Origin of the sequence: Bartonella vinsonii subsp. arupensis OK-94-513 (genome assembly GCF_000278235.1) — a bacterium.
GTDB lineage: Bacteria > Pseudomonadota > Alphaproteobacteria > Rhizobiales > Rhizobiaceae > Bartonella > Bartonella arupensis.
The window spans coordinates 223,888-250,679 of sequence record NZ_JH725038.1 but is presented as its reverse complement, the minus strand read 5'-3'; the positions used below and the strand labels follow the sequence as shown (position 1 = coordinate 250,679).

Here is a 26,792-nt window from a genome sequence, read left to right as displayed (position 1 = left end):
TTCACAGCAAAAGCTTTGTTTCTTACTATCACCTGTGCTGTTTAATTTTCTATTTTTTTCCCGTTTTCATATATATAACTTGGTTTATACATCGTTACTATTTCTTCTGCTATCGTTGGATGCACCGCCATAGTCTCATCAAAGATATCCTTGGTCAGCTTTCCTTTGAGCGATATTCCAATAAGCTGCGCTATCTCACCAGCATTTTCCCCTAAAATATGAGCCCCCACAACAATCCGGCTTTCACCATCAACAATAAGCTTCATAAACATTTTTTCCGAACTTCCAGAAAGAACATTGCGCATAGGACGAAAAACTGTACGATAAATCTCAAGACGCTTATAACGATGTAATGCATCTTCTTCTGAAAGACCAACTGTCCCAATCTCAGGTTGTGAAAAAACCGCTGTGGTGATTAAATCATAATCAGGTGTCGTGGGGATGTTCTCAAATGCAGTCTTAACAAAACACATTGCATCATGAATCGCAACAGGCGTTAATTGAACATGACCTGTTACATCACCAACAGCCCAAATGTGGGGTACATTTGTTGTCATTCTTTCATCAACAACAACTGCACCAAATTCATTTACTTTAACACCTGCTCGCTCAAGTTTTAAACCTGTTGTATTTGGCACACGCCCCGTTGCTAACATAACCTGGTCAGTAGTGATTGTTTGCCCACTTGATAAGATAACGTCATAACAATTTCCACTCGCTTGGATTTTAGAAACTGCCGCCCCATAAATAATGGAAATCCCTTTTTCAACCATTGCATCATGAAGCAACTGTCGTAAATCATAGTCAAAGTTACGAAGAATTAAATCGCCACGATGGAGTAATATTGTTTTCACACCTAATTCATGAAAAATATTCGCAAATTCAACACCAATATACCCGCCCCCAACGATTACTATTGATTTTGGGAGTTTTTCAAGATCAAAAATTTCATTAGAAGTAAGGCACATATCACTGCCTTTTATTGCAGTATTTGGCGCAATTTTTGCCCCCGTTGCAATTAAAATCTTTTCCGCGCTGACCCGTTCGCCTGTTCCTGAAAGCTCTAATGTATGATCATCCACAAAGGACGCACGACTTTCATAGATATGAACATTATTATCTTGCAATCCCTTGCGATAAAGCCCTTCTAATCTTGATATTTCTGTATTTTTTGCTGCAACTAGTTTTTCCCAACTAAAAACTGGATCAGCATATTGCCATCCAAAACCAACGCTCTTCCTGAACTCTTTTGCATATTGTGAGGCATAAACATACAATTTCTTGGGAACACAACCACGAATAACACAAGTTCCCCCTACCCGATATTCTTCTGCTATAGCAACACGCTTCCCAAGACCTCCAGCAAGGCGTGCAGCACGCACTCCACCAGAACCGCTTCCAATAACGAACAAATCAAAGTCAAAAGATCTCACGAACTATTCCTTCTCACACGTCTGCAACAATAGGCTATGGTCATTTATAATAAAATGAAAGTCTTTTTTGTTTCCAAATATTCTTTTTTCTACAAAACGCTCTCCTTTAAAAGTCCTTTTTTTATTAAAAAACGGCGGAAAACCGCCGTTTTTTTTTCTAAATAAACTAAAAATCGCGCATTATTGTTGTGATACCAATCAAACTATTTTTTCTTTTCTGAAGAGCTTGATTTCTTAGGTGTAGCGGAATTGTTTAAATTCAGTGTTTCAGCCATCTCTTTTCTTACATTTTTTATAAGATCCTGCATAAGCGCAGAACGCCATGTATCAAATGTAGAATAAGCATCACGCGCAATATTTGGAACTTCTGTTAAAAACTTTTTACCGGTATCAGAATTGTAGAATGCCGTTATTGCATCAAGCTCTTTTTGAGTAAAATATTTTGCATAAACATGGGCAATCTCTTTTTCTAAATCAGAGCGTCGTTTAGCCAAAGCAAGTGCCTGCTTATCAACAATATCAGAAATAGCCGCTGCCAAATTGGGATCATCCCTCATCAGTTCAGTTTTGAGATCATCTGCTGCATTTGGTAAAAAACTATCAAATTGATCAGTTGCGTGAATGGCACTTATAGCTTTTCTAGCTGAATCTAAATGTTGATCACTCACACCTTGTGCATAAGCCATTCCAATATTCAAAACAAAAACGGCAACTACACCTAAATATACGACAAAACGCTGAAAAGAAAATATTGTTTTCATTTAATGATTACCCCGAAATTAATTATAATTCAAATGCGTTATTTATTCAAAATTTCAATACTCTTTGATTTATATGTGCTAACATATCGTCATGAAACTGTCTTCTCTAAAAATCAAAAGATTCTAAAATTTTTGTTTGACCATCAGCCATAGCTACAATTGCACGCGAAGCTAATCCCAAAAAAAGTCCATGCTCTACAACACCAGGAATTGCAAGAAGCGCTTCTGATAATGGTTTTGGTTGCAAAATACATCCCCAAAACGCATCAAGAATAAAGTGACCACCATCTGTCTCAAAAGGATTTTCTCCATTCATCCGTAATACAATTTTTCCAGAAAGCCCTAAATCATCAGCTACTTTTTCGATGGCTCTGCGTGTCGCATGCATACCAAACGGATTGACTTCTATTGGCAGTGCAAAAGCACCAAGTCTTTTTACTACCTTTGTTTCATCAGCGATAATAAGCATTGTATGAGATGCTGCTGCTACAATTTTTTCATACAACAACGCCCCACCTCCCCCTTTAATGAGAGACATCTCTGGACCAATTTCATCTGCCCCATCAATATCAAGATCTAGTTCAGGTATTTGTTCTAAAGTGCTAAGAGGCACTCCAAATTTACGACAGAGTTGTTCAGAATACCGTGAGGTAGCAACACCTGTTACGCGCAGACCATCTGCAACACGCTCACCAAGAAGGCGAATAAATTCATTGACTGTCGAACCAGATCCGATACCAAGCCGCATATCATCTTCAACAAATTCAAGCGCTTTAAGAGCCGCCATTTTTTTCAACTGATGAACATTCATAGATTATTTTACCTTTGTACCAACCGGATATTTATTAAAGACTGATAAAGAGTAGCCTATTGTATTAATCTGTCATAAATTTATTCGTTACCTTTGATTAAAAAAGTGTTCATTATTATAAAACAGAATAATTAACAATTTTATCTCTTTATAAAATTTATCGACATTTTCCATATCCAATAAGTCTTTTTAGCTTAATTTTTACTATCAAAAAATCGTTCGTTTTTTTGAAAAACCGCGATCAATCGGTTAGCTTTTGTGAAATTTACCTCAAAACAAAAGCATGATCAAAAAATGTGCCTATCATTTTCTATTCTATAGTTCTCTGGAAAAGATGGAAAATGCGATAAATTGTATAATTTTTGTGAATGCTGTCTATGTATATTCCATGGTCTATAAAACCCCATTGACGACCAAATGATATCCCCACTTTTGGTTATCATCACGCTCCCTCGTGATAACAATTGTAGACGCGTAAATATTATTTTTGTCTTTTTTTTGCAGGTTCGATCACTCATTGCAAATGACTTAATCAAAATGTCTGCCTCTACACATTGATCTGTTTCTCCATGTAAGACAATCACTCTTAATCCATTTTCTAATAAGGACGCACATACATGATTATCACAAACAAACTGTCCCTTAAACGAAGGACCATATTTTGTTGGCTTAATTGTCTCATTCACACGAAATGATTTTTCCCATATGGTTGTCGTGAACTTAGAAAGTTGGTAACGATCAACATATAATTTCTTTTTATCAATAACACCCACGAGCCTCATATTGTCTGCTATAATCAGTTGTACCGGTGGATGCATCCAGCAAATATAAAGACCAGCTAAAATAAAGAAACTAAAAAAGAGCCTGATGGATGTTTTGCAAAAAATCAGTCCAGTCAAACCCATGCTCAATAAAACCAACGCAGATAATGGCATAAATCCAGGATTCAAATCAGGGGAAATGGCCTTTATAGCGTGAGCAATTTTTATCACAAGACCAACACCAAAACCCATAATTTGAAGTGGTAACCATTCAAGTCCCCAAAACATTGCAAGAACTGCGATTAAACCAAAAGGTATGACGAGGATTGACACTATAGGTAAAGCTAAAGCATTGCTGATAATGCTAAAAAATGCAATATTGGAAAAATGATAAGCAGCGTAAATTCCGCTAGCAGTTCCAGCTACAAACGAAGACATGGATATTGAAAGTATCGATAAGAACGCAAAATGAAACACTCCACCTCCAACATAAGAGGGTGTTGTTTTTCTTTTACGAAAAAATGATCTTCCACTCCACCAGTCAAAAGAAGCAATTAAAGCTGCGGTTGCAGAAAAAGACATTTGAAAGCTGGGTCCTAATATTTCATGTGGCCTAACAGCCAGAGTTATCAAACCCGCAATAGCAAAATTACGCATTGTGACAGCAGAACGATTACACAATACAGCAACCAACATAACAGCAATCATCACAAAACTTCTCTGTGCTGATACAGCCATGCCAGACAGCAACAAATAAAAAGCTGTCATCATTAATGCAGCAATAGCTGCAAATTTTTTAGCAGAATAATAGGATGAAAAAACTGGGAAAAGTGCTAAAAAACTACGGATGCTCACAAGAACTATGCCACTCAATAAAGCCATATGCAAACCTGATATTGATAAAATGTGCGCTAATCCAGCTGTACGCAATGCTTCATTTGTATCACTTGAAATACCACCCCGCTGTCCCGTTATAAGAGCAGCCGCAACGCTGCCCTTTTCTTGGTCAATTGCTTTACGGATTCTCTGTGTCATGATGGTCCGTAAACTTTCAATCTTTTGTAGGACTATCCCTAATATTCCATCAGGCTGTGAAACTGATATTTTGATTGGCTTTCCCAAGTAAATTCCCTGTGCACCAATTCTTTTAAAATAATTATGGAAACTAAAATCATAGCCTCCTGGACGCACCGGCCCAGATAATGCACGGATTTTGACTTTCCCATAGAGTCCATCACCTATTGCCAATCCATATGGTAAATGTCTTGCCGACAAACGAACACGATGAGGAGCATGATGTAATACTGGCTTTTCTGTGCTCAAAACATCTAGAACTAAACGAAATTCCCCTTTTTTCCTTGATTCAATAGAAAAAATTCTTCCTGTTAACGTGGTAACAATATCATTGCTTAACATGGGTGTAGAAATACGCAGCGTTTCTATTTTTGCAGCCAAAGCACCTAATACAATACAAAATAGAAATCCCGCGATAATCCATACTGACCGATAAGAACGCAAAATAGAGAGTGTTCCAAGAAAGAAACTCACCAATATCCCAAACTGCTTCCAACTTGGCTCTTGCTCTAAACTAAAATAAAAAACGATGCCTATGGAAAAAAAGATTAAAATCAACGAAAAAAGAATTCCAAAAGAGATTTCTTTATTTATGCAATCTACCAACCATTTCCAGAAAAAAATGATTGTCTCTTTTAAAGACATCAACAAAAGAATCTTTTGTTTGGTAAAGCTGTTGTTATTTTCTTCATAAAAGGTAGAAAATGCATCTTGCCGTAGAAGACTCGATTTTTTTCTCTCTGTCACATTGCTTCTAGATAAACCATTCTTAACTTTATTGTGTTTAAACATCTGCAAATCCCCCACTTTACTTGCAATGCAACTATTGTACAGCCTATCATCTATGCTAACATAGTCTTTCCATAAAGTTCTATAAATAACATCTCAATTTTAAAGGAAGATATCCGTGTCTGTTATTACCCGCTTTGCTCCCTCACCAACAGGCTTCCTTCATATCGGAGGGGCCCGCACTGCCCTCTTTAATTGGCTTTATGCAAAACATACTGGTGGCAAAATGCTTCTCCGTATTGAAGATACTGATCGAGAACGCTCAACTGAAGCAGCTGTAAAAGCTATTATAGACGGCTTGCATTGGATGGAACTAAGCTATGACGGCGTTCCTATTTCGCAATTTGAACGAGCAGAACGCCATCGCCAAGTTGCTGAACAATTGGTAAAAGATGGCAAAGCTTATTATTGCTATGCTTCTCCTGAAGAATTAGCTGAAATGCGTGAGAATGCCCGTGCAGAAGGACGCCCACCGCGTTATGATGGACGTTGGAGAGATCGTGATGTCTCTCAAGCTCCTAAAGACATCAAGCCTGTTATTCGCATCAAAGCCCCCCAAGATGGGGAAACAATTGTGCACGACCGCGTTCAAGGTGATGTTCGCTTCCCTAATAAAGATCTGGATGACTTTATCATTTTGCGTTCTGATGGTTCGCCTACCTATATGCATGCCGTTGTCGTTGATGATCATGATATGGGTGTAACCCATATCATACGTGGTGATGATCATCTCACAAATGCAGCTCGCCAAACAATCATCTTCAATGCAATGGAGTGGGATATTCCTGTTATGGCACATATTCCACTTATCCATGGTGAAAATGGTGCCAAACTCTCAAAGCGGCATGGTGCATTAGGTGTCGATGCCTATCGCACAATGGGGTACCTTCCTGCTGCATTGCGCAATTACCTTGTCCGTTTAGGTTGGAGCCATGGTGATGATGAACTCATGTCAATCGAAGATATGATTTCTTGGTTTGATATTGATGATATTAATAAAGGTGCAGCACGGTTTGATCTCAAAAAGCTCGATGCTATCAATGGACACTATATACGCATAAGCAATGATCAAGACCTCTTTGATGCTACTCTTAACATTTTATCAGAAATTGAAGGTGGATTACACATAATTAAAAAGCTTGATGAAAAAGCCCGTGCTCAATTTCTAAAAGCGATACCAAATTTGAAAGAACGTTCAAAAACACTGTGCGAACTCATTGACAATGCCTCCTTCGTTTTTGCAGAAAGGCCATTACAGCTTGATGAAAAAGCACAAATGCTCCTAGATAAAAATGGAAAATCCATTTTGAAGGATCTTTATCTTATCCTGAAAGCATGCCCCTCTTGGGAACAAAAAACGCTAGATGAAACTCTCCGATCTTATGCACAAACACAGGATCTGAAATTTGGATCTATCGCTCAACCACTTCGAGCAGCTCTCACAGGGCGCGCCACATCACTCGGAGTTTTTGATGTCCTTCTTTTATTGGGACGAGATGAATCTCTCAACCGTATCAATGACCAACTCATAAAAATAACATGAAAATAACTTATCAATTCAAGAGGTATTTACAGTTAAATTATTAATTTTAAAGATATTTTTTTGTTTGATATGTTGAATAAGAAAGCCGAATGCTGTAAGGTTTTTTCATTTCAGGTTCATAGTGAATTAGAAAAAACTGCGCTTGCATATCACAAGAGAGCAATGTCTGGATAAAAACATTTAAGAATAGATGTAAAATTCCTCTTATCAGCGTCTATGCCAAAACCAGTCATAAATTGAAAGGAGGAATTAATGATACTATCGGTTTATTATTCATAAGTGTAAAGATGGTTGTACACAACGAATTTTACATTATACTATTAACCTACTAATACCTTCACACAAACAAAAAATTATCTTCTTTCTTAAGTCATTGAAATATACATTTTCTAAAATTGCAGATAAAAAGCATTTTTTAGATTGCATGTGTCAACTTTTAGGGTAAATCTACCTTTCAATATAGGAGGAGAAATTTCAATTATACGTCTCCCCACTTGATAAAGAAAAATCTTGATTTTTAGAAGCGGAGGATCTGAAAGGAATATCTAATGTCTGAGAATAAAACACATATTACAGTGAATAATAAAAAAATAGAACTTCCAGTGCGTAAAGGTACTCTTGGTCCTGACGTTATTGAAATTGCTTCTCTCTACAAACAAACTGATACTTTTACTTACGATCCTGGCTTTACATCAACTGCTTCTTGTGAATCAAAAATCACGTATATTGATGGCGATAAAGGAATATTGCTTTATCGCGGTTATCCTATCGAGCAACTAGCTGAAAAAGGGGACTTTCTCGAAAGCTGCTACCTTTTACTTTACGGTGAACTCCCAACAAAACAGGAAAAAAGTGACTTTGATCGTTGTATCATGCAGCACACGATGGTACACGAGCAATTTGCACGTTTCTTTCATGGATTCCGTCGCGACTCGCATCCTATGGCTGTCATGGTTGCGTGCCTTGGAGCTATGTCAGCATTCTATCACGACTCGATTGATATTACAGATCCTCAACAAAGAATGATTGCTTCTGTTCGCCTCATCTCAAAAGTTCCTACTCTTGCTGCTATGGCTTATAAATACAGTATCGGGCAAGCATTTGTTTATCCACGTAATGATCTTAGTTACGCTGCCAATTTCCTCCGTATGTGCTTTTCTGTTCCTTGTGAAGAATACAAAACCAACCCTGTACTCACACGAGCAATGGATCGAATCTTTATCCTTCATGCAGATCACGAACAAAATGCTTCCACATCCACTGTACGCCTTGCTGGATCATCAGGCGCTAATCCATTTGCATGTATCGCTGCAGGTGTCGCTTGTCTTTGGGGCCCCGCACATGGTGGAGCCAATGAAGCATGCCTAAAGATGTTACAAGAAATAGGTTCTGTTAAGAGAATTCCTGAATTTATTGCACGTGCAAAAGATAAAAATGATCCTTTCCGCCTTATGGGATTTGGTCACCGAGTGTATAAAAATTATGATCCACGTGCAAAAATCATGCAAAAAACCTGCCATGAAGTTTTAAAAGAACTGAATATTCAAGATGATCCACTTCTTGATATCGCTATAGAACTTGAAAAAATAGCCTTAAACGATGAATATTTTGTTGAAAAAAAGCTTTATCCGAATGTTGATTTCTATTCTGGCATTACACTAAAAGCTTTAGGATTTCCAACCGAAATGTTTACTGTTCTTTTTGCATTAGCACGTAGTGTCGGTTGGGTTGCACAATGGAAAGAAATGATTGAAGATCCTGCACAAAAGATTGGGCGTCCTCGCCAACTCTATACAGGTTATACCATGCGTGAATATGTTTCCATAGAAAAACGTATACGTTAAATGAAGTTAAAAAAACAAATATAAAGCTTCAATTTACTGGAGCTTTATTATAAATGGCTAAATGGTACAACCTAACAGTGTTTTTTATAAACCTTGATTTTGAAACCCTTTTTGCAAGTAAGACCATCATAGAAGTTGTGCAGAAAATTTTCGGATAATCTTTTCTCAATAAAGCGATAAAATTGAGAACATTCTTTGTTCATACTAGATAATAATAGCGGAATGACCTTAAATAAATTTTTGCATTGCTCTAGAAGAACTTACAGATTATAAAAAAACATGACAGTCTTATATTTTCCCGCTTATCCAATAGGAGATCATAATGAAATTATTAGCCATAGCTCTTATAATAAGCACAATACTGTTCAACCAATCTGCCAATGCTCAAACGCTGAAAATTGCGAGTGATGCCTCCTATCCCCCATTTAGTTACATTGACTCAAATAATAAACTTCAAGGTTTCGATATTGATATATCTTATGCGCTTTGTAAAAAAATGAACGTCGAGTGTATTCTCATCACTCAAGATTTTGAAGGCATGATCCCTGGTCTTCTTGCAAAAAAATATGATGCTATCATTTCTTCCCTTGCTCCTACACAAGAGCGCTTACAAAAGATTGACTTCACAGATCCTTACTACAACACAGAATTGGCTATCATTGTTACCAAAGATTCAGAAATTAAAGAGATCTCGGCAGAAGCTTTTAAAGGTAAAAATCTTGGTGTACAATCAAATACAACACAAGCTGCATATGCAGAAGATCATTATGCCTCTGAAGGGGCAAATATCAAACTTTATCCTACAATAATAGAAGTTAATCGTGATCTTTTGAGCCATCGGCTTGATGTTGTTATCTCTGATAAAATAAAAGCCCTGAACTGGCTCGAAAATGAAGGAAAAGATTGTTGCCAACTTTTAGGAATTTTAGAAGAGAAAAAATTCCCTATTGCAATTGCTCTACGTCAAAATAACGATGATCTTAAAAATAAGTTTAATAAGGCGATAAAAGAAATCCGGTTGGATGGTACTTATGATAAAATCATGAAAAAGTATTTTACATTCGATATTTATTAAATATCAATATGGATGATTATTAATCACACCGTTTATTTCTAAAAATAATATTCACATTTATCAAAAGATCAGTTCTTATGTGTTCTTCTGTGTTTAAGCTTTTCTATAATATCAGTGAGGCTGTAAGTTTATTTTTATCTTCCTGATATCTAAAATCTTTTTTATGTTTCAACTGGATAACCTTTTCTCAAAGCACAATTTTTGATTTTATAAATGAAATAGTAAAGATAAATCATCTCATGAAAAATAATCTGTAATATAATCAATGAAAAAGCTCTTCCTTCTCCGAATTTTATCGGAGCTACATTCATAAAAGATGTGCATCATCATGATATCAAAATGAACACTTCTAAATTTTTTGCATTGCTCCTAGAAGAGCTTACAGATTATAAAAAACATGACAGTCTTATATTTTCCCGCTTATCCAACAGGAGACCATAATGAAATTATTAACTATAGCTCTTATAATAAGCACAATACTGTTCAGCCAATCTGCCAATGCCAAAACACTGAAAATTGCGAATGAAGGCTCCTACCCCCCATTTAGTTACATTGACTCAAATAATAAACTTCAAGGTTTTGATATTGATATATCTTATGCACTTTGTAAAAAAATGAATGTCGAATGTATTCTTATCACTCAAGATTTTGAAGGAATGATCCCTGGTCTTCTTGCAAAAAAATATGACGCGATCATTGCTTCCCTTGCACTCACACAAGAGCGCTTACAAAAGATTGACTTCACAGACCCTTACTATAACACAGAATTGGCTATCATTGTTACCAAAGATTCAGAAATTAAAGAAATCTCGACAGGAGCTTTTAAAGGTAAAAATCTTGGTGTACAATCAAATACAACACAAGCTGCATATGCAGAAGATCATTATGCCTCTGAAGGGGTAAATATCAAATTCTATCCGACAACAATAGAAGTTAATCGTGATCTTTTAAGCCATCGGCTTGATGCCGTTATTGTTGATAAACTTCAAGCATTAAATTGGCTCAAAAATGAAGGAAAAGATTGTTGCCAACTTCTAGGAACTTTGGAAGAAACAAAATTTCCTATTGCAATTGCTCTCCGTCAAAATAATAATGATCTTAAAGACAAATTTAATAAAGCGATAAAAGAAATCCGGTTGGATGGTACTTATGATAAAATCATGAAAAAGTATTTTTCGTTCGATCTTTATTAAATATCAATAAATATCAATATGGTCTAAAATTGAATAAACTGTTTATTCCTAAAACATTTCTAACTCTTTGTGAGGAGCGAAAGAATGATTGAAAATTTAGCATTGCTATCATTTAGCAATGGTGGATGGGGTGTGGTTATACTTTCTAGTGCGGGGATAACATTATCGCTGGCTTTGTGCTGTGGGCTCTTGGGACTGCCTCTGGGACTTCTGTGTGCAATTATGATTCGATCCAATATTAAGGCAGCTAGAGCTATAGCAACCCTCTTTTCATCAGTATTTCGCAGCTTGCCAGAACTTTTAACCTTGTTTTTAGTTTACTATGGCTTACAAAATATTATTCAAATTGTTCTTGATTATTTTAATATTGAAATAATGTTCAGTATCAATGCTTTTGTCGCCGGTGTTGTTACACTCAGTATGGTGCTTGCAGCATTTTCTTGTGAGGTTTGGCTTGGCGCATTCAATGTTTTTGATAGAGGTCAATATGAAGCAGCTAAAGCTCTGGGACTTTCAAACTCGACTACATTTTTTCGTATTGTCTTTCCGCAACTGTTCCGAAATGCTTTACCAGGACTTTCTAATAATTGGCTTACTTTACTGAAAGATACATCCCTCGTGTCAACCATTTCACTTGTTGATCTCATGCGACAGACAAATTTAGCAGTTGCTGCAACTGATAAACCTATGCTGTTTTACCTTGTGGCATGCTTACTTTATTTGTTATTTTCAGCATTTTTTTCTGCAATCCTACACACTCTGGAGACATATACTCAAATGGGATATAGAAAGGTATTGGGCTAATGATTCCCGAGTGGCTTTATTTCCTTTTTAATCCTGCTCTTCTAAACCGTTATGGGCCCAAATTTATTGATGGCTTTATAGTTACTCTTGAGCTTGTTTTTATTGCTTGCTCTATCGGTTTTTTCCTTGGAATGCTTATTACATTTGCGCGTTTATCAAATAATAAGTTTTTGCAATATTCTGCATATGCTTATGTTTATTTTTTTCGCGGATCTCCTCTGTTAGCCCAACTCTTTCTTTTTTACTACGGACTTGGTTCAATGAACAATTTCTGGCAACAAATTGGCTTATGGTGGTTCTTTCAAAACGCATGGTATTGCTGCCTTTTTATTTTTACACTCAATTCTGCTGCCTATCAATCTGAAATCTTTAAAGGAAGTTTTCTCTCTGTAACAATTGGACAACGTGAAGCATCAAAAGCCTTAGGATTGAGTCGTTCTGTAACATTTTTTAAAGTTATCCTTCCGCAAGCAATGGTCGTAGCATTACGCCCTTTGGGAAATGAATTGATTTTAATGATTAAATCCAGCGCCATTGCTTCACTGGTTACTGTCTATGATTTAATGGGAATTGCCAAGCTCACTTATTCACGTACATTCGATTTCCAAGTTTATGTTTGGGCCGCTCTTATTTATCTTCTTATCGTTGAGCTCATTCGGCGGTTTGTTATTTTCATCGAAAATCGTCTAACCCGATATTTACGGTAAATAAAATGATCGCAAAAACCTTTACCAAATCAAGATATTGAATTAATTTATTTATTTATCAATGAAAGAATATAATAAAATGAATTTGGAAAATAATGAATTTGTCCATACCACTCAAAATTCCGTAATTTCTATTCGAAATTTAAATAAATGGTACGGAGATTTCCAGGTACTTTATGATATTAATTTCGATGTTCAAATTGGCGAACGCATTGTTATTTGTGGTCCTTCCGGGTCAGGAAAATCAACTTTAATTCGTTGTATTAATCAATTAGAAAAAGCGCAAAAAGGTTCAATTTGCGTTCATAATATTGATATTCATTCTGCCCCTCTATACCAGCAAAAAAATGTTCTACGTAAAATAGGAATGGTCTTTCAGAACTTTAACTTATTCCCCCATATGAGCGTTATGCAAAATTGCATTTTAGCACCTATGACAGTTCAAGGACTTTCTAAACAACAAGCAAAAGAACGAGCCATTCGTTATCTTACAGACGTTGGAATTGAAAAACACTGTGACAAATACCCTTTACAACTCTCTGGCGGACAACAACAGCGTGTTGCGATTGCTCGTGCACTCTGTATGGAACCTGAAGTGATGCTTTTTGATGAGCCAACATCAGCTCTTGATCCAGAAAGCGTTGGAGAAGTTTTAGAAGTCATGGTCCAATTAGCTAATACAGGGATGACAATGCTTTGTGTTACCCATGAAATGGGGTTTGCGCGCGAAGTTTCAGAAAGAATACTTTTTCTAGAAAATGGAACGATTATTGAAGATACAGCCTCTGAAAAATTCTTTACTAATCCTAAAAGCCAACGTGCTTGTGATTTTCTTGCTAAAATTAAACATTAACCATCAATGTTGTTTTATTGATACAATTTTAGTCTTGTCTTTTAAAAGAGTCATAATCGTTTGTGCACCAACGACCCCTGATGGTATTTTGGTTTTCATTTTCTGTTCTACCATCTCAAAAGCGTCGAGCTGTGCCTGTCTCACTAAAGAATTATACAAAAGTTGTTCTATCTGCCTTGCTAACATTCCAGGACGTAGAAATTCATTAAAATATTCTGGAACAATAGGCTTATCAGAAATAATATTGGGAAGAGCAGCACTCCACAACAGTATTTGGGGAAAAATGAATAATTTAGAAAAATAATCAAGTTTATAGCAAAGAACCATGGGAATTTTTGCTAATGCCAATTCAAGTGAGACCGTCCCCTGTGCTGCAAGTGCAACATCTGCTTGCGCAAAAGCATGCCATTTTTCATCTTCACCAACAACAATTTCTACATTGCTCTTCCAGCTTTGTACCAAATCACGAATCTCATCCACTAAATGTGGCAAGGTCGGTAAAATAATACGTAAATGAGAAACACGTTGCACAAGAATTTCTACTGCATCTCGAAAAATTGGCATTAAATAGCGTATTTCTAAATTGCGCGATCCTGGCAAAAGAACTAATGTTGGCGATGATATTTCTTTACCATGCAAATGTTTCTTTTCTGATTGGATAGACAAGAGTGGAGGATGAACTAAAAGACGATGCCCAACATAAGTAGTAGGAGGGCCTCCTAAATCCCGTATAATCTTCTCTTCAAAAGGAAAAACTGCTAAAATATGGTCAACGAATTTGCGCATAGCTTTAGCGCGTTTTGGACGCCATGCCCAAACAGTTGGTGCAACATACTTAATAATAGGAATGGAAGGGGCTAAAGCACGCACTTTTTTTGCAACACGATGCGTAAAGTCAGGGCTATCAATAATAATGAGACAATCAGGTTGTTCTTGTGCAATAAATTTAGATAAATTGCGTATATGCATTAACAATAATGGTAGTTTTTTTAAAACTGCGCCTAAGCCCATTAAAGCAATATCATGAGGATTAAAAAAACTTTTTAAACCTAGTGCCTTTAAATGCCTTCCACCAATGCCAATCAAATGAATGTTGCATCCTATCTGTTGTGATAAACAAGAAATTAAATCTGCTCCAAGTAAATCACCAGATTCCTCGCCTGCAACAACAGCAATTTTTAAAGAACAATCATTCATGATCAAACTTTTCAAATGTTTCTATAAAAAGAGAATATTTATTGGCTTTTTCTACCGTTGTTTTCACTGATAAGATCAAACTTTTATTTGCCTCAACCGCAATGCCAGACAGTCTACTCTTTGCAATATTCATTATTGTCGCAGGTCCAATTGACGGTAAATCAACGCGATGATCTTGTTGTGGTTTTGCACATTTAACAAGAACACCACCTTTAGGCGGAATTTGCCCTCTTTCTCGCATTTCACACACCCGCCAGAGCATATTATCAGTTCCCTCTGCTCCTTCAACCGCAACCACTCTTCCATTGATAGCCACAGCTGCTTGCCCAATATCTAATCGACCTAAAAGCTTTGCTGCTTCTACAGCCAAGAAAATATCTTTTTTCTCTTTTTGAGTAGCACGCCGTAAAGTTAGATTAAATTCTATTGGAGCTAAAAGATCAGGAACTATTTCGTGAGCACCAATAACACAAAAACCACGCGCTTCAATAAACCGTATAAAAGCTTTTAATAACGCATCATCCCCACCTCCTAAAGCTCTGATTAATTGAGGCAGAGCTAAAAATGTCGTCCAATCGAATCGTAATTGTGTAATAAGGGGCCGTTTTCTCACTCCACCTGCCAAAACAATATTACAAATTCCAGCTGTTTTTAAAATTTTAATGAGCCGCCCTAACTCCACAATGGATAACTCGCAATGCTCATAGCGATAAAGAACAGTATCCGCCTCACCACGCAAAAGTATAAGAAAAGGATTCTGTCCATCCTTCTCAAGAGCCTGAGCAACGCTGATCGGCAAAACACCATTTCCTGCTATAATAGCAGTGCGGCCGGAAAGAAAACTTCTGGCACCAGAAACAGACACTCTCAATCCTTATTTTCTTTTATTCTATTATCTTCAAATTTTGGTATGCAATAAAAACGTTTTCCTTCTTCTTTAATAAAATTAACGACGTCAATAACAGGCTGAGAAGTAGAATAGAAAGAAGCAACGTCGCTGACACGCTCTTTAAACGGCTTACTATGATCAAAAAGCATAGTAACTGCGTGACGTAAAGCATGAATATCTTTACGCTCAAGTCCTGCACGCTTCATACCAATAATATTTAATCCAGCAAGTTTTGCCTGTACACCTACAGCTGTCCCATAGGGAATCAGATCACCAACCAGCGCAGAAACACCACCAATAAATGCATGATGCCCAATACGAACAAATTGGTGAACAGCAGCACCACCACCAATAATAACGTGATCACCAACAGTAACATGACCAGCTATCATCGCATTATTTGCAAATGTTACACAATTCCCTACATGGCAATCATGAGCAATATGTGCATAACAAAAAAATTGGCAATTATCGCCAACTATCGTCATTCCTATACTCGAATCGGAGCCTCTATGCATTGTTACGCCTTCACGAATCGTACAATTTTTACCAATCGAAAGAGTTGTATGACCTCCCTTATGTTTATTATTTTGCGGATCGGCCCCCAAAACGGCATGTGAAAAAACTTTACTATTAGCTCCTAATGTTGTCTTCCCCATTATTACAACATGACTCATCAAACTGCATCCATCACCAATAACAGCCTGTGAACTAATATGACAAAATGGCCCAACTCGTACATTCTCACCAAGCTGCGCTCCCTGCTCCACAAGGGCAGTTGGATGGATTTTCGTACCGGACATATTTTTAAATTCCCATCAATATCGTTTACTCTTCTTCGATAATCATCGCAGCAATTTCCGCCTCAGCAACACGGACATCCTCTACTTTTGCAACACACGAAAAACGCCTCATACCAGACCTCTTTTTTAAAAGACGCACATGAATCTTTAGCTGGTCACCAGGAACAACCGGCTTACGAAATTTCGCATGATCAACAGTCATAAGATAAACTAAATTTGTTTGCTTATTCCCTAATTTTAAAAGCGAAATTGCCCCCGCTGTTTGTGCCATAGCTTCTAAAATCAAGACTCCAGGCATAACTGGTTTTGTGGGAAAATGTCCCGTAAAATGGGGTTCATTAATCGTTATATTTTTAATACCAATAGCTTCTTGCTCACCATCAATTCCAACAATGCGATCAATCAATAAAAATGGATAACGATGTGGTAAAATTGACAGCAATTTTTCAATATCTACTGCCTCTAAGCTTTTAATTTCTCCGGTGTTGACCATATTAGCCTTTCTCCTTTTTAACTTTGCCAATATTACGCAACGCCGCTACTTCACGGAACCACTGCTTAAATGGTCGGGCTGGACTTCCTCCCCATTTTTCTCCATCCGGAATATCATTCATAACACCACTACCAGCTGCAATCTGAACACATTTACCTATTACAATATGGTCAGCTACTCCTACACTTCCACCAAGTTGAGACATGTCACCTATCGATGTACTTCCAGCAATTCCGCATTGTGCAGCAATAAGACAATAGCGACCAATTTTTACATTATGGGCAATTTGTACGAGATTGTCGATCTTACTCCCTTCACCAATAATGGTGTCTTCAAATGTCCCACGATCAATCGTTGTATTCGCACCAATTTCTACACCATCCTCGATGATAACACGACCAAGCTGTGGAATTTTTTCAATTCCAGAAACACTGCCAACATAACCAAAACCATCTTGCCCAATACAAACACCAGGGTAAAGCTGAACTCTGTCTCCTATTAAAGAGTACTGAACTGTTACCTTTGGGGCAATATAACAGTCACGCCCAATACGACAATTTTCACCAATTACAGCAGTGGAGGAAATAAGTGTTCCAGCACCAATCTCAACATTACGGCCAATAACAGCCCCCGCCTCGATACACACATCATGCGCAAATTTAGCACTTGGATGAATATGTGCTTGTGGTGAGATTTCTTTCTGGCCAAACCAAGGCATTGGCTTTATAGAATCAGGAAATAGGATGCGACCAATCTGTGCAAAATCACGCTGCGGTGTGGATGTGACTAAAATTGCCATAGATTCCGGAACTTTAAAAACAACTTCACTCGTACAAAAAACAGCAACAGCAGAACTGCCTACTAGAGCATCAGAAAACTTCCGATGCTCCACAAACACAAGGGATCCTTCCACAGCCCCCTCAAGTGAAGAAAGAGTATTTATAACTGTGTTAGAAAACTCTGGATTAAGAAGTTTAGCACCTGTTAACTCTGCAACATTAGCAACTGTCAATCGCCGGGACGGCGTAAAAAAAAATGTATCCGCCATCAAAACACTTTCTCTCCCAGCCTAACCCATCCTCTTCAATTTTTCTTTCTCAAGAAAATTCAAATCAGAACTTCGTAGAAATACCAAAGTTTAATTTCTGCAAACGGTCACCTTCCTGCTTCTTTATTGGCCAAGCATAATCAAAACGCAGTGGACCAAAAGGCGAATCCCATATTAAACTTAAACCTGCAGACGCACGCCAAGCATTTTTGGTATGTGTAACAGGCGCCTCACCCTGAAAAACGGGTTGATATTTATTTCCATAGAGCGTTGCAACATCCGCAAATAAAGCACCACGCAATCCTAACCCTTCAGGCACAACAGGTACAGGAAATTGCACTTCAGCAGTCGCATTTATATATGTTGTTCCACCCAAGAAAGAAGCTTCACCTTTATTGGAAACCTGACGAGGACCTATTCCATTGTATTTGAATCCTCGAATCATATCAGTATTTGCTTTAAACATATCGAAGATACGAACACCATCATGACCCATTCCATGAATATAGCCACCTCCAAAAGAAAGCAAACCAACAAGATCCATTGGTTCAGAAAGCGTCTTATACATCATCGCTTTACCAGTTGTCTTCAAGAATTTTGCATTCCCACCAAGCCCCGCATATTCCTGAAGAACACGCACGTACCACCCATCATGTGGATTTTTCATATCGTCAATAGTATTATAGGTCAAACCATAACTAATTGACGAACGCTTCCAAGGACTGTGCTTAGCTGCTTGTACAATTGCCCCAGAATATTTCCCATATAATTCTTTTATATCGGACTCTTTGTTTAAGTCATATTCCTTACCAAAATCATATTCTTCCTGCACATAAGAATAAGCTAAATTAGCAGATAATTGATCATTAATAGGTACCGCAAATCGAAGCGATCCACCTGTTTGGCGTACATCATATGCTTTATCAGCACGGTAAGTACTGCGAAAAATATCCACACCAGCAGATAAGCGATAACCCAAAAAATAAGGGTCAACAAACGACAAATTATAATTACGAGACTTTTCTTGCCCAGCACCTAATCCTAACCGAACATATTGACCTCGTCCTCCAAGATTACGTTCGGTAACAGATACCTCAAGTGACATACCTGGACTTGTCCCACCCGTTGTATATCCTCCAGACAAGGAAAGATCCCCTGTCGGAGCTTCAACTACATCTATAACTAAGGTAACCTGATCAGACTGATCTGTTGGAACCATCGAAATATTAACAGCTTTAAAAAAGCCTAAACTTTCCAGACGACGCTTTGCTCGTTGCACTAGAGTTTGATTGTAAGCATCCCCTTCATTTAAATCAATCTCACGGCGAATAACATAGTCACGTGTCTTTTCATTGCCGCGCACTTCAATGCGTTGAATATAAGCTCGCGGACCTTGTTCAATATTATATAAAATTGAAATTGTATGATTTGCTAAATTACGATTTCCCCGTGGCTCAACCTTAGCAAAAGCATACCCCGAATCAGCAACCTTATTATTGATAATTGCAACAGACTGTTCAATGCTCTCTGCACTGTAAATATCACCTAATCGAGTTTTAAGAATCCCTTTTACAGATTGAACGTCAATCCCATCAACATCACTTTCAACCTGAATATCACTAATTTTATAGCGAACGCCCTCATCAAGAACAAAATAAATTTTATATGTATTACTCGATTCATCAAAAGCTGCTTTAGAAGAAACAACACGAAAATCTGCATAACCACGGTTATAATAAAAGCGACGGAGAGCTTCTTCATCAGCAGCTAAACGCTCTTCACTATAAACATCCCCCCCCAGTAACAAGGAGAACATTCCCGAAGACTTTGTCGAAATTACATCTCGCAAACGACGGCTTCCAAAAGCATGATTTCCCTTAAAAACAATATCACTAATTTTTGTTTTTCGCCCTTCAGCAACATTAAACACTACATTTACACGCCCTTTTCCCAAATTAATGGTTTGAACTTTCACTGCAACATTATTGCGACCAACAGTTTTATACGCTTCACGAATCGTATTAACATCAGCTGAAAGTTTAGCAGAATTAAACGGCTCATTTGGTTTTAAAGAAATAAATCGTTTAAGATCAGGATCTTTGAGAGATTTATTTCCCTGAAACAACACTTGGTTGACTACCTCATATTCTTTGACGAATACGACCAGCTTGTCACCGACCTGATTTATTTTCACTTCATAAAATAAGCCTAATCCGAAAAGCCGCTTTACCGCAGCATCAACATCACCACTGGAAAAGCTCTGTCCAGTTTTAATGTCCATATTGTCCCGAACTGCCTGAGCACTTACAAATTTATTCCCGCGAACCTCAATAGAACGAACCACAGATGCCTGTACTTCTCCAACCATTGCAATCGACATAAAGGCTGTTGTTGGAGCAACTATCCCCATACCTAACACTAATACAGATACTGCATTTAAAAACTTCGAATTTGTAGTCATTGGCTTCTTTTACCTTATCTTATTCCTTGGACATGATGCCTCAAAAGCTAACTGCCATAACAACTCTCTTATTCACAGCAAGACTTTCCACCCCTTAATTCATTATAACACACGATGCCACAATATTTTGTGGACATGGTAAATGACCTTTGATTTACTTTTTCCATTATTACTCTTCTACTATTACCTAATTTATAAAATATTTTCCATCATTTATTAGCTAAACCAACAAAAATAATCATTAAAGAACGCAAAAACCATAAAGAGGAGAACAATAAAAAAACCTATACGAAAAATAATTTCTCGAATTTTAGCAGATACAGGCCTCCTCGTAAAAACCTCAATGACATGAAGTAAAAAGTGTCCACCATCAAGTGGCGGAATCGGAAAAAGGTTGATCAATCCAATACCTATCGAGAGAAAAGCTGTAAAATTCAACAGAGATATAAAACCTGTCTCACTTATTTTCCACGCAATTTTAACGGTCTTAGAAGGCCCACTTAGCTGGCAATGATCTTCTTTTCCTCCTATTAAACGACCAATAAAAAAAATCGTTTGAGTAACAATAAACGTAGCTCGTTCCGATGCTTCTCTTATAGCTCTTACAAAACCATAGTGAATATGTTTTACATAAGCTGGATCTAAACGCGCAGGATTATCTGGATCAACGGGAACACCTACACCGATCATACTACTTTGAACTAAATTACCAAATCCATCATCTCTCTCAATCACTTTTGGTGTAATTATCGCCGTAAATACTTGCCCCATGCGTTCTATTTTAAACTCTATAGGATCTTCTCCATGGAAAGCTACATAATTCATCAAACTTTCAAAGCTTTCAACCCGCTGTCCATCCATCTCAACAAAACGATCCCCTATTTCCAAACCGGATTGAATAGCAGGGAAATCTTTTACCAAAGAACCAACAATTGGTTCAGTCGCTACACGACCATAAATAAAGAAAAAAAATGTTAAAATAACAATGGTAAAAAGAGCATTAAACAAGGGGCCTGCAAAAACAGTTACGGCTTTTTTCCAAGCATGCGCACTAGCAAATGAACCGTTAATAATCGGAGATAGCTGAGATGATGGCACATTCACTCCTTCTTCTTCATCTCCAATAAACTTAACATAACCTCCTAAGGGAATAAGCGATAAACGCCACTGTGTGCCGTGTTTATCTGTATATCCTACTATTTGGGGACCAAACCCAAGCGAAAAAACGGACGCTTTAATACCACACCACCGTCCAATAAGATAATGCCCAATTTCGTGCACAAAAATGATAATCATAACAACAAAAAGAACACTTAAAACTCTTAGAAGCAAATCGCCTACAGTGATCATATGATTTAAAAGTTCCAAAATATTTCCTCCCAATTAAACCATATAAAAGAGATTAAAAGGTGTATCCATATCAGACATAAATGAACCAATTAAATAAAGAAGGAAAGCAGCCCCTACTAAACCATCCATACGGTCCATAAACCCACCATGTCCAGGTAAGAAAGAACTGGAGTCCTTAACAGAAAACTGTCTTTTTAGCCATGATTGTCCTAAATCACTCAATTGCGAAACAATTGATAAAACAAGTGCGAGTAATGGTACAAAAAAATTCGTTAAATTGATGTCAAAAAACTGAAAGGCAATTAATATACCACCGGAGACTCCGACAACCGTACCACCAATCGCCCCTGCCCATGTTTTATTAGGAGAAAATTGTGGTGCTAATTTAGGACCACCAAATGCCCGTCCACTAAAATAGCCGGCAATATCCGTTCCCCATACGATCGTAAATAAAAAAATAACAGCTTGGAATCCTAATGTTTCATAGCCTCGTAAAAAAGATAAAGCAACAACTGGAAAAGATGCATATAAAAAACCTGAAAAAACCCAACCACTCTTTTTCATAGGTCCAATGGACAACACTGCTGCCAAAATTATCAAAACACAAAAAATCAATGAAGCAGAAACGCCCAATAGCAAAAAAGAACCAAAAATCAAATAAAAAATACTTGCTAATATTTTTTGTGAAACATACCACTTTTCTCTAGTAATACTCATCCATTCATAAAGAATAAAACCGCCAATACCCCATACAAACAAAAAAAATAAAGTTCCTCCAAACCATGTTAAATACAAAGCAATAATGCCAAAAACAAAAGCAGTCAAAATACGATAAATAAGATTAGACAAAACAATATCCAAACAATAAAAATAGAAAATACAAATCCAAAAACTGACTCAAACAAAAAACTTTATTATGCAGTCCCTTTGTACTCACACTTTTGCAGACTTTTTACAATCTACCATATATGATCTGATATACCAAGATGGCGTTTATAAGACTAAAAAGTGAAAGAAACATCAAAGATTTATGTATTAAAACTCATTCATACATATGTTTCTTAACATTCTGTCTATCTTAAAGAATGGAAAAACTGCTGTTTATTTTTTACGGGAATTGTGAAATTTAGATCTGATCTTTGCTTCATGTAAAAACATTTTTCTATCAACCTCTCAATCATCTGAAAATAAGCTGTACAAACTGCATTTTTTATAATGAAAAGTAGCAAAGTTAAGATATAGTTTTTACGTTACGTTCTTTTTAAATATCTACCATTCAAGATTTGAAGAACATCCAATGAAAATATTTTTATTACGTAATTCAAAGGAATACGTAAAATTTCTCATTTTCTTATGACATACCCCTCTTTTTAGCAGAAAATCTCTTTTAATATTTAGATAAACATCTAAAAAACGTCTGCTACTTCAAATCAATCTTTATTTTACAGCGCAGAACTGCGCTAAAATGCACGTCTTCCCGCCTCACGCTCTTTTATTAATAGAATATTTACTAGCCATTCTCATCCATAAAAAGATATTACACAAATATAGATATAATATTTTCTAGCGATAAAACCGCCTTAAACATGCATAATTTCGGCTTCTTTCACAGCCAAAATCTTATCAATATCAGCAATAGTTTCATCTGTGAGTTTTTGAACTTTGTCAGATAAGCCATGCGCTTCATCCTGCCCAATTTCACCTTCTTTTTCCAATTTTTTCAAATTATCCATACCATCGCGACGGACATGGCGGGTAGCAACACGCGCTTGTTCTGCATATTGATGTGCAATTTTTACAAGTTCTTTACGGCGCTCTTCATTTAATTCAGGCAAAGGAATACGCAAATTCATACCGTCAGTAATGGGATTCAAACCAAGACCAGAATCACGAATAGCACGCTCTACTGCTCCTACCATTGTTTTATCCCACACAGAAACTGAAAGCATTCGCGGTTCTGGAACAGAAATATTCGCAACTTGATTTATATGTACAACAGAACCATAAGCCTCAACCGTTAAAGGTTCTAATAAACTGACTGAAGCTCGTCCAGTCCGCAAACCACCTAATTCATGTTTAAAAGCGGAAACAGCACCATCCATGCGACGTTTCAGATCATCCATAATAGATATAACATTCATATTTCTGTCTCCTTCAATTACACCTTGAAGATTATCTTCATTCCGATACTATTGTAAACCGTCCAGTTCCATTCAACACTTTAGCTAAACCACCTTTTTCATGAATGGAGTATACAATAATCGGTACATTATTTTCGCGTGCTAAAGTAACCGCTGTTGTATCCATAACAGATAACCCCCATTGCAAAATCTCGACATGTGTTAATTGGTCAAAACGTTTAGCCGTAGGATCTAGCTTTGGATCTGCAGAATAAATACCATCCACTTGTGTTCCTTTCAAAAGAACATCTGCACCAATTTCTGCAGCACGTAAAGTAGCAGCAGAATCAGTGGTAAAAAATGGATTACCCGTACCACCTGCAAAAATAACGACTTTTCCTTGGTTCATATAACCTATTGCTTTACGCTGTGAAAAACTTTCACAAATTTGTGGCATAGCAATCGCAGACAAAACAACTGTTTCAACCCCTAGCTTTATCAATGATGTTCGCAATGCTAAAGAATTAATAGCTGTTGCAAGCATTCCCATATGATCACCTGTCACACGATCTCCACCATGTGAAGCAACAGCAACTCCACGAAAAATATTTCCCCCACCTATAACAATAGCAACTTCTACCCCTAACGCTCGCACTTCAGCAACATCAGCGGCAATACGGTCTGCAACGGAAACATCAATCCCAAAGCTCTGTTTCCCCATAAGGGCTTCGCCAGAAACCTTTAAAAGAATACGTTTATATTGTAGCGCTAATGTCATTGACAATCTCCCCAAAAGCACAGCTGTTTTTTTTGCTTTCGACACCACTAAGGGCACCACCTTATTACGTGACGCCCTCTCAATAATCATACATTTTACATCAGCGATTTTATAACCAATGGTATAATTTTAATCTCTGATAATAATTCACAAATCACTACCCCTTCGCGGCCGCTGCAACCTCTGCAGCAAAATCAGATTCCTCTTTCTCTATACCTTCCCCTAATGCAAAGCGAACAAACCCTGTAATTTTTGCAGGTGCACCAATCAATTGTTCAGCATCCTTTAAAGCAGCTTCAACACTCATATCAGGATTCATAACAAAAGCCTGAGAAAGCAAAACAACCTCTTCGTAAAACTTACGCATACGGCCTTCCACCATTTTTTCAATGATATTTTCAGGCTTTCCAGACTGGCGCGCCTGATCTGAAAAAATCGCTTTTTCACGCTCAACAGCACTAACATCAACATCTTTCGCTGTTAGAGCTAACGGATTAGTTGCAGCAATATGCATCGCAACCTGCCGACCAAAAACAGTAGCGGCTTCCTTATTTCCTGTAGTTTCAATAGCAACCAAAACACCAAGTTTACCAAGCCCATCAGCCACACTGTTGTGTATATAAGTCGCAACGACGCCATTCTCAACAGAGAGTTTAGCAGAACGCCGAAATGTCATATTCTCGCCAATAGTACCAATCGCATCTTTAATTGTAACCTCTACAGTCTTCTCAGAACCAGGATAAAGAGAAGCGGAAACAGCATCAACACCCCCTTTCGCACCTAAAGCAGCTGTAGCCACTTTACGCACAATGTCTTGGAATACGTCGTTGCGTGCAACAAAATCTGTTTCAGAATTAATTTCAACTAAAACCGCGCTTGAATCGTTTGATGCAACTCCGATTAATCCTTCAGCAGCCGTACGACCAGCCTTTTTATCTGCTTTGGCTATTCCTTTTTTACGAAGCCAATCAACAGCAGCCTCCATGTCACCATTGGTCTCCGACAGCGCTGCTTTACAGTCCATCATACCAGCACCTGACAATTCCCGAAGTTCTTTTACTTGTGCAGCAGTAATGCTCATATTTGCCTCTTTATTTTGTAACGATAAAAGCGTGCAAGAAGTAAAACTCTGTGCACGCCCATAATCTCTCTTTAGAAATAAGTACCTTAACAGGCGTTTTTTAATTTACTCAGAAACTGGAACAACATTTTCCAAAACAGGTTCCACAGGTGCATCAACTTGAGCTCCCAAATCAACTCCCATTGCGCCTTGTTGACGTGCAATACCATCAAGCGCTGCCCGAGCAAAAAGATCACAATAAAGGGAAATTGCACGTGAAGCGTCATCATTACCTGGTATTGGATGTGTAATGTTATCAGGATCGCAATTGGTATCAATAATAGCAATAACGGGAATACCTAAACGTTTTGCTTCTTGAATTGCAATATTCTCTTTGTTTGTATCGATAACAAATATAAGATCTGGAACAGAGCCCATATCCTTAATACCACCGAGTGCACGATTAAGTTTCTCACGATCACGCTCAAGATTCAAACGTTCTTTTTTGGTAAAACCCTGTGCTTCAGCAGCAAGAATTTTATCGAGCTTACGCAAACGGTGTATCGAATGGGAAATCGTTTTCCAGTTTGTGAGCATACCGCCAAGCCAACGCGCATTAACATAATATTGCGCTGAACGATTTGCAGCATCAGCAATAATGTCAGATGCCTGACGCTTAGTACCAACAAAGAGAATACGTCCACCACGTGCAACCGTATCGGAAACAAGCTTAAGAGCTTGGTGTAAAAGAGGAACAGTCTGAGCAAGATCAATAATATGAATATTGTTACGCTGACCGTAAATATAAGGAGTCATTTTCGGATTCCAGCGATGAGTCTGGTGACCAAAATGTACACCTGCTTCTAAAAGCTGATGCATAGTAAAATCGGGTAGTGCCATAGTTTATCCTTTCCGGTTTAACCTCCGCGGAAAAAGCAGAAAAAC

The 26,792-nt window shown here is 37.5% G+C and carries 23 protein-coding genes; 7 read left to right on the top strand and 16 right to left on the bottom strand.

Going from position 1 to position 26,792, the window contains the following annotated elements; genetic code table 11:
• Nucleotides 1-41: 41 nt before the first annotated feature.
• From gor to ME1_RS06215, 4 genes are all read right to left on the bottom strand, one after another.
• Nucleotides 42-1,433, bottom strand: coding sequence for a glutathione-disulfide reductase (gor, locus tag ME1_RS06230; RefSeq protein ID WP_004864670.1), 1,392 nt, complete (start codon nucleotides 1,431-1,433; stop codon nucleotides 42-44).
• 203 nt (nucleotides 1,434-1,636) lie between these two features.
• Nucleotides 1,637-2,194 (bottom strand): DUF2059 domain-containing protein, encoded by a 558-nt coding sequence (locus ME1_RS06225; protein ID WP_004864668.1) that lies wholly within the window; start codon nucleotides 2,192-2,194, stop codon nucleotides 1,637-1,639.
• Between the two features lie 106 nt (nucleotides 2,195-2,300).
• Nucleotides 2,301-3,005: a ribose-5-phosphate isomerase RpiA gene (rpiA, locus tag ME1_RS06220; protein WP_004864666.1), complete on the bottom strand. Its 705-nt coding sequence runs from the start codon at nucleotides 3,003-3,005 to the stop codon at nucleotides 2,301-2,303.
• 287 nt (nucleotides 3,006-3,292) lie between these two features.
• The gene (locus ME1_RS06215; RefSeq protein ID WP_004864664.1) at nucleotides 3,293-5,632 is read right to left on the bottom strand and encodes a ComEC/Rec2 family competence protein; all 2,340 of its coding nucleotides are present in this window, start codon (nucleotides 5,630-5,632) and stop codon (nucleotides 3,293-3,295) included.
• Between the two features lie 115 nt (nucleotides 5,633-5,747).
• Here ME1_RS06215 and gltX point away from each other — a divergent pair, with 115 nt between their 5' ends.
• The 7 genes from gltX to ME1_RS06180 all read left to right on the top strand — a co-directional run bounded on the left by gltX (nucleotide 5,748) and on the right by ME1_RS06180 (nucleotide 13,648).
• On the top strand, nucleotides 5,748-7,172 hold the full coding sequence (gene gltX, locus ME1_RS06210) for a glutamate--tRNA ligase (RefSeq protein WP_004864662.1): 1,425 nt from the start codon (nucleotides 5,748-5,750) through the stop codon (nucleotides 7,170-7,172).
• A gap of 548 nt (nucleotides 7,173-7,720) precedes the next feature.
• Nucleotides 7,721-9,016 carry a citrate synthase gene (gene gltA / locus ME1_RS06205; RefSeq protein WP_004864660.1) on the top strand — a complete coding sequence of 432 codons (1,296 nt, stop codon included), beginning with the start codon at nucleotides 7,721-7,723 and terminating at the stop codon, nucleotides 9,014-9,016.
• A 322-nt stretch (nucleotides 9,017-9,338) separates the two neighbouring features.
• Complete coding sequence (locus ME1_RS06200) at nucleotides 9,339-10,091, top strand: transporter substrate-binding domain-containing protein (RefSeq protein ID WP_004864658.1); 753 nt, start codon at nucleotides 9,339-9,341, stop codon at nucleotides 10,089-10,091.
• A 440-nt stretch (nucleotides 10,092-10,531) separates the two neighbouring features.
• Nucleotides 10,532-11,284, top strand: coding sequence for a transporter substrate-binding domain-containing protein (locus ME1_RS06195; RefSeq protein ID WP_004864655.1), 753 nt, complete (start codon nucleotides 10,532-10,534; stop codon nucleotides 11,282-11,284).
• 84 nt (nucleotides 11,285-11,368) lie between these two features.
• Nucleotides 11,369-12,088 (top strand): ABC transporter permease, encoded by a 720-nt coding sequence (locus tag ME1_RS06190; protein ID WP_004864653.1) that lies wholly within the window; start codon nucleotides 11,369-11,371, stop codon nucleotides 12,086-12,088.
• On the top strand, nucleotides 12,088-12,795 hold the full coding sequence (locus tag ME1_RS06185; protein ID WP_004864652.1) for an ABC transporter permease: 708 nt from the start codon (nucleotides 12,088-12,090) through the stop codon (nucleotides 12,793-12,795). Before ME1_RS06190 ends, ME1_RS06185 begins: the two co-directional genes overlap by 1 nt.
• 79 nt (nucleotides 12,796-12,874) lie before the next feature.
• Complete coding sequence (locus tag ME1_RS06180; protein WP_035008876.1) at nucleotides 12,875-13,648, top strand: amino acid ABC transporter ATP-binding protein; 774 nt, start codon at nucleotides 12,875-12,877, stop codon at nucleotides 13,646-13,648.
• A gap of 3 nt (nucleotides 13,649-13,651) precedes the next feature.
• Here the strand turns inward: ME1_RS06180 and lpxB are convergent, their stop codons facing one another.
• The 12 genes from lpxB to rpsB form a co-directional block, all read right to left on the bottom strand.
• Nucleotides 13,652-14,845, bottom strand: coding sequence for a lipid-A-disaccharide synthase (gene lpxB, locus ME1_RS06175; protein ID WP_004864647.1), 1,194 nt, complete (start codon nucleotides 14,843-14,845; stop codon nucleotides 13,652-13,654).
• Nucleotides 14,838-15,710, bottom strand: coding sequence for an LpxI family protein (locus ME1_RS06170; RefSeq protein WP_004864645.1), 873 nt, complete (start codon nucleotides 15,708-15,710; stop codon nucleotides 14,838-14,840). The genes lpxB and ME1_RS06170 overlap by 8 nt, the downstream gene beginning before the upstream one ends.
• Before the next feature lie 2 nt (nucleotides 15,711-15,712).
• The gene (gene lpxA, locus ME1_RS06165; RefSeq protein WP_004864643.1) at nucleotides 15,713-16,537 is read right to left on the bottom strand and encodes an acyl-ACP--UDP-N-acetylglucosamine O-acyltransferase; all 825 of its coding nucleotides are present in this window, start codon (nucleotides 16,535-16,537) and stop codon (nucleotides 15,713-15,715) included.
• Nucleotides 16,538-16,562: 25 nt separating this feature from the next.
• Complete coding sequence (gene fabZ / locus ME1_RS06160; protein WP_004864642.1) at nucleotides 16,563-17,030, bottom strand: 3-hydroxyacyl-ACP dehydratase FabZ; 468 nt, start codon at nucleotides 17,028-17,030, stop codon at nucleotides 16,563-16,565.
• 1 nt (nucleotide 17,031) lies between these two features.
• Nucleotides 17,032-18,078, bottom strand: a complete 1,047-nt coding sequence (gene lpxD, locus ME1_RS06155) for a UDP-3-O-(3-hydroxymyristoyl)glucosamine N-acyltransferase (protein WP_004864640.1) — start codon at nucleotides 18,076-18,078, stop codon at nucleotides 17,032-17,034.
• 64 nt (nucleotides 18,079-18,142) lie between these two features.
• Nucleotides 18,143-20,539 carry an outer membrane protein assembly factor BamA gene (bamA, locus tag ME1_RS06150; RefSeq protein WP_004864638.1) on the bottom strand — a complete coding sequence of 799 codons (2,397 nt, stop codon included), beginning with the start codon at nucleotides 20,537-20,539 and terminating at the stop codon, nucleotides 18,143-18,145.
• Nucleotides 20,540-20,755: 216 nt separating this feature from the next.
• Complete coding sequence (locus ME1_RS06145; protein ID WP_004864636.1) at nucleotides 20,756-21,907, bottom strand: M50 family metallopeptidase; 1,152 nt, start codon at nucleotides 21,905-21,907, stop codon at nucleotides 20,756-20,758.
• Nucleotides 21,908-21,922: 15 nt separating this feature from the next.
• Nucleotides 21,923-22,738 (bottom strand): phosphatidate cytidylyltransferase, encoded by an 816-nt coding sequence (locus tag ME1_RS06140; protein WP_004864634.1) that lies wholly within the window; start codon nucleotides 22,736-22,738, stop codon nucleotides 21,923-21,925.
• A 731-nt stretch (nucleotides 22,739-23,469) separates the two neighbouring features.
• Nucleotides 23,470-24,030 carry a ribosome recycling factor gene (gene frr / locus ME1_RS06135; RefSeq protein ID WP_004864632.1) on the bottom strand — a complete coding sequence of 187 codons (561 nt, stop codon included), beginning with the start codon at nucleotides 24,028-24,030 and terminating at the stop codon, nucleotides 23,470-23,472.
• A 37-nt stretch (nucleotides 24,031-24,067) separates the two neighbouring features.
• Nucleotides 24,068-24,787 (bottom strand): UMP kinase, encoded by a 720-nt coding sequence (gene pyrH / locus ME1_RS06130; RefSeq protein WP_004864630.1) that lies wholly within the window; start codon nucleotides 24,785-24,787, stop codon nucleotides 24,068-24,070.
• A gap of 157 nt (nucleotides 24,788-24,944) precedes the next feature.
• Nucleotides 24,945-25,868 (bottom strand): translation elongation factor Ts, encoded by a 924-nt coding sequence (tsf, locus tag ME1_RS06125; protein WP_004864628.1) that lies wholly within the window; start codon nucleotides 25,866-25,868, stop codon nucleotides 24,945-24,947.
• A 105-nt stretch (nucleotides 25,869-25,973) separates the two neighbouring features.
• Nucleotides 25,974-26,747 (bottom strand): 30S ribosomal protein S2, encoded by a 774-nt coding sequence (rpsB, locus tag ME1_RS06120; protein WP_004864627.1) that lies wholly within the window; start codon nucleotides 26,745-26,747, stop codon nucleotides 25,974-25,976.
• Nucleotides 26,748-26,792 lie beyond the last annotated feature (45 nt).

What these genes read in the sequence shown, in the direction of transcription:
- ME1_RS06225 (WP_004864668.1), bottom strand. Translation starts at nt 2,194, where the DNA reads ATGAAAACAATATTTTCTTTTCAGCGTTTTGTCGTATATTTAGGTGTA.
- rpiA (WP_004864666.1), bottom strand. Translation starts at nt 3,005, where the DNA reads ATGAATGTTCATCAGTTGAAAAAAATGGCGGCTCTTAAAGCGCTTGAA.
- ME1_RS06215 (WP_004864664.1), bottom strand. Translation starts at nt 5,632, where the DNA reads ATGTTTAAACACAATAAAGTTAAGAATGGTTTATCTAGAAGCAATGTG.
- gltA (WP_004864660.1), top strand. Translation starts at nt 7,721, where the DNA reads ATGTCTGAGAATAAAACACATATTACAGTGAATAATAAAAAAATAGAA.
- ME1_RS06200 (WP_004864658.1), top strand. Translation starts at nt 9,339, where the DNA reads ATGAAATTATTAGCCATAGCTCTTATAATAAGCACAATACTGTTCAAC.
- ME1_RS06195 (WP_004864655.1), top strand. Translation starts at nt 10,532, where the DNA reads ATGAAATTATTAACTATAGCTCTTATAATAAGCACAATACTGTTCAGC.
- ME1_RS06190 (WP_004864653.1), top strand. Translation starts at nt 11,369, where the DNA reads ATGATTGAAAATTTAGCATTGCTATCATTTAGCAATGGTGGATGGGGT.
- ME1_RS06185 (WP_004864652.1), top strand. Translation starts at nt 12,088, where the DNA reads ATGATTCCCGAGTGGCTTTATTTCCTTTTTAATCCTGCTCTTCTAAAC.
- ME1_RS06180 (WP_035008876.1), top strand. Translation starts at nt 12,875, where the DNA reads ATGAATTTGGAAAATAATGAATTTGTCCATACCACTCAAAATTCCGTA.
- lpxB (WP_004864647.1), bottom strand. Translation starts at nt 14,845, where the DNA reads ATGAATGATTGTTCTTTAAAAATTGCTGTTGTTGCAGGCGAGGAATCT.
- lpxA (WP_004864643.1), bottom strand. Translation starts at nt 16,537, where the DNA reads ATGTCCGGTACGAAAATCCATCCAACTGCCCTTGTGGAGCAGGGAGCG.
- fabZ (WP_004864642.1), bottom strand. Translation starts at nt 17,030, where the DNA reads ATGGTCAACACCGGAGAAATTAAAAGCTTAGAGGCAGTAGATATTGAA.
- lpxD (WP_004864640.1), bottom strand. Translation starts at nt 18,078, where the DNA reads ATGGCGGATACATTTTTTTTTACGCCGTCCCGGCGATTGACAGTTGCT.
- bamA (WP_004864638.1), bottom strand. Translation starts at nt 20,539, where the DNA reads ATGACTACAAATTCGAAGTTTTTAAATGCAGTATCTGTATTAGTGTTA.
- frr (WP_004864632.1), bottom strand. Translation starts at nt 24,030, where the DNA reads ATGAATGTTATATCTATTATGGATGATCTGAAACGTCGCATGGATGGT.
- pyrH (WP_004864630.1), bottom strand. Translation starts at nt 24,787, where the DNA reads ATGACATTAGCGCTACAATATAAACGTATTCTTTTAAAGGTTTCTGGC.
- tsf (WP_004864628.1), bottom strand. Translation starts at nt 25,868, where the DNA reads ATGAGCATTACTGCTGCACAAGTAAAAGAACTTCGGGAATTGTCAGGT.
- rpsB (WP_004864627.1), bottom strand. Translation starts at nt 26,747, where the DNA reads ATGGCACTACCCGATTTTACTATGCATCAGCTTTTAGAAGCAGGTGTA.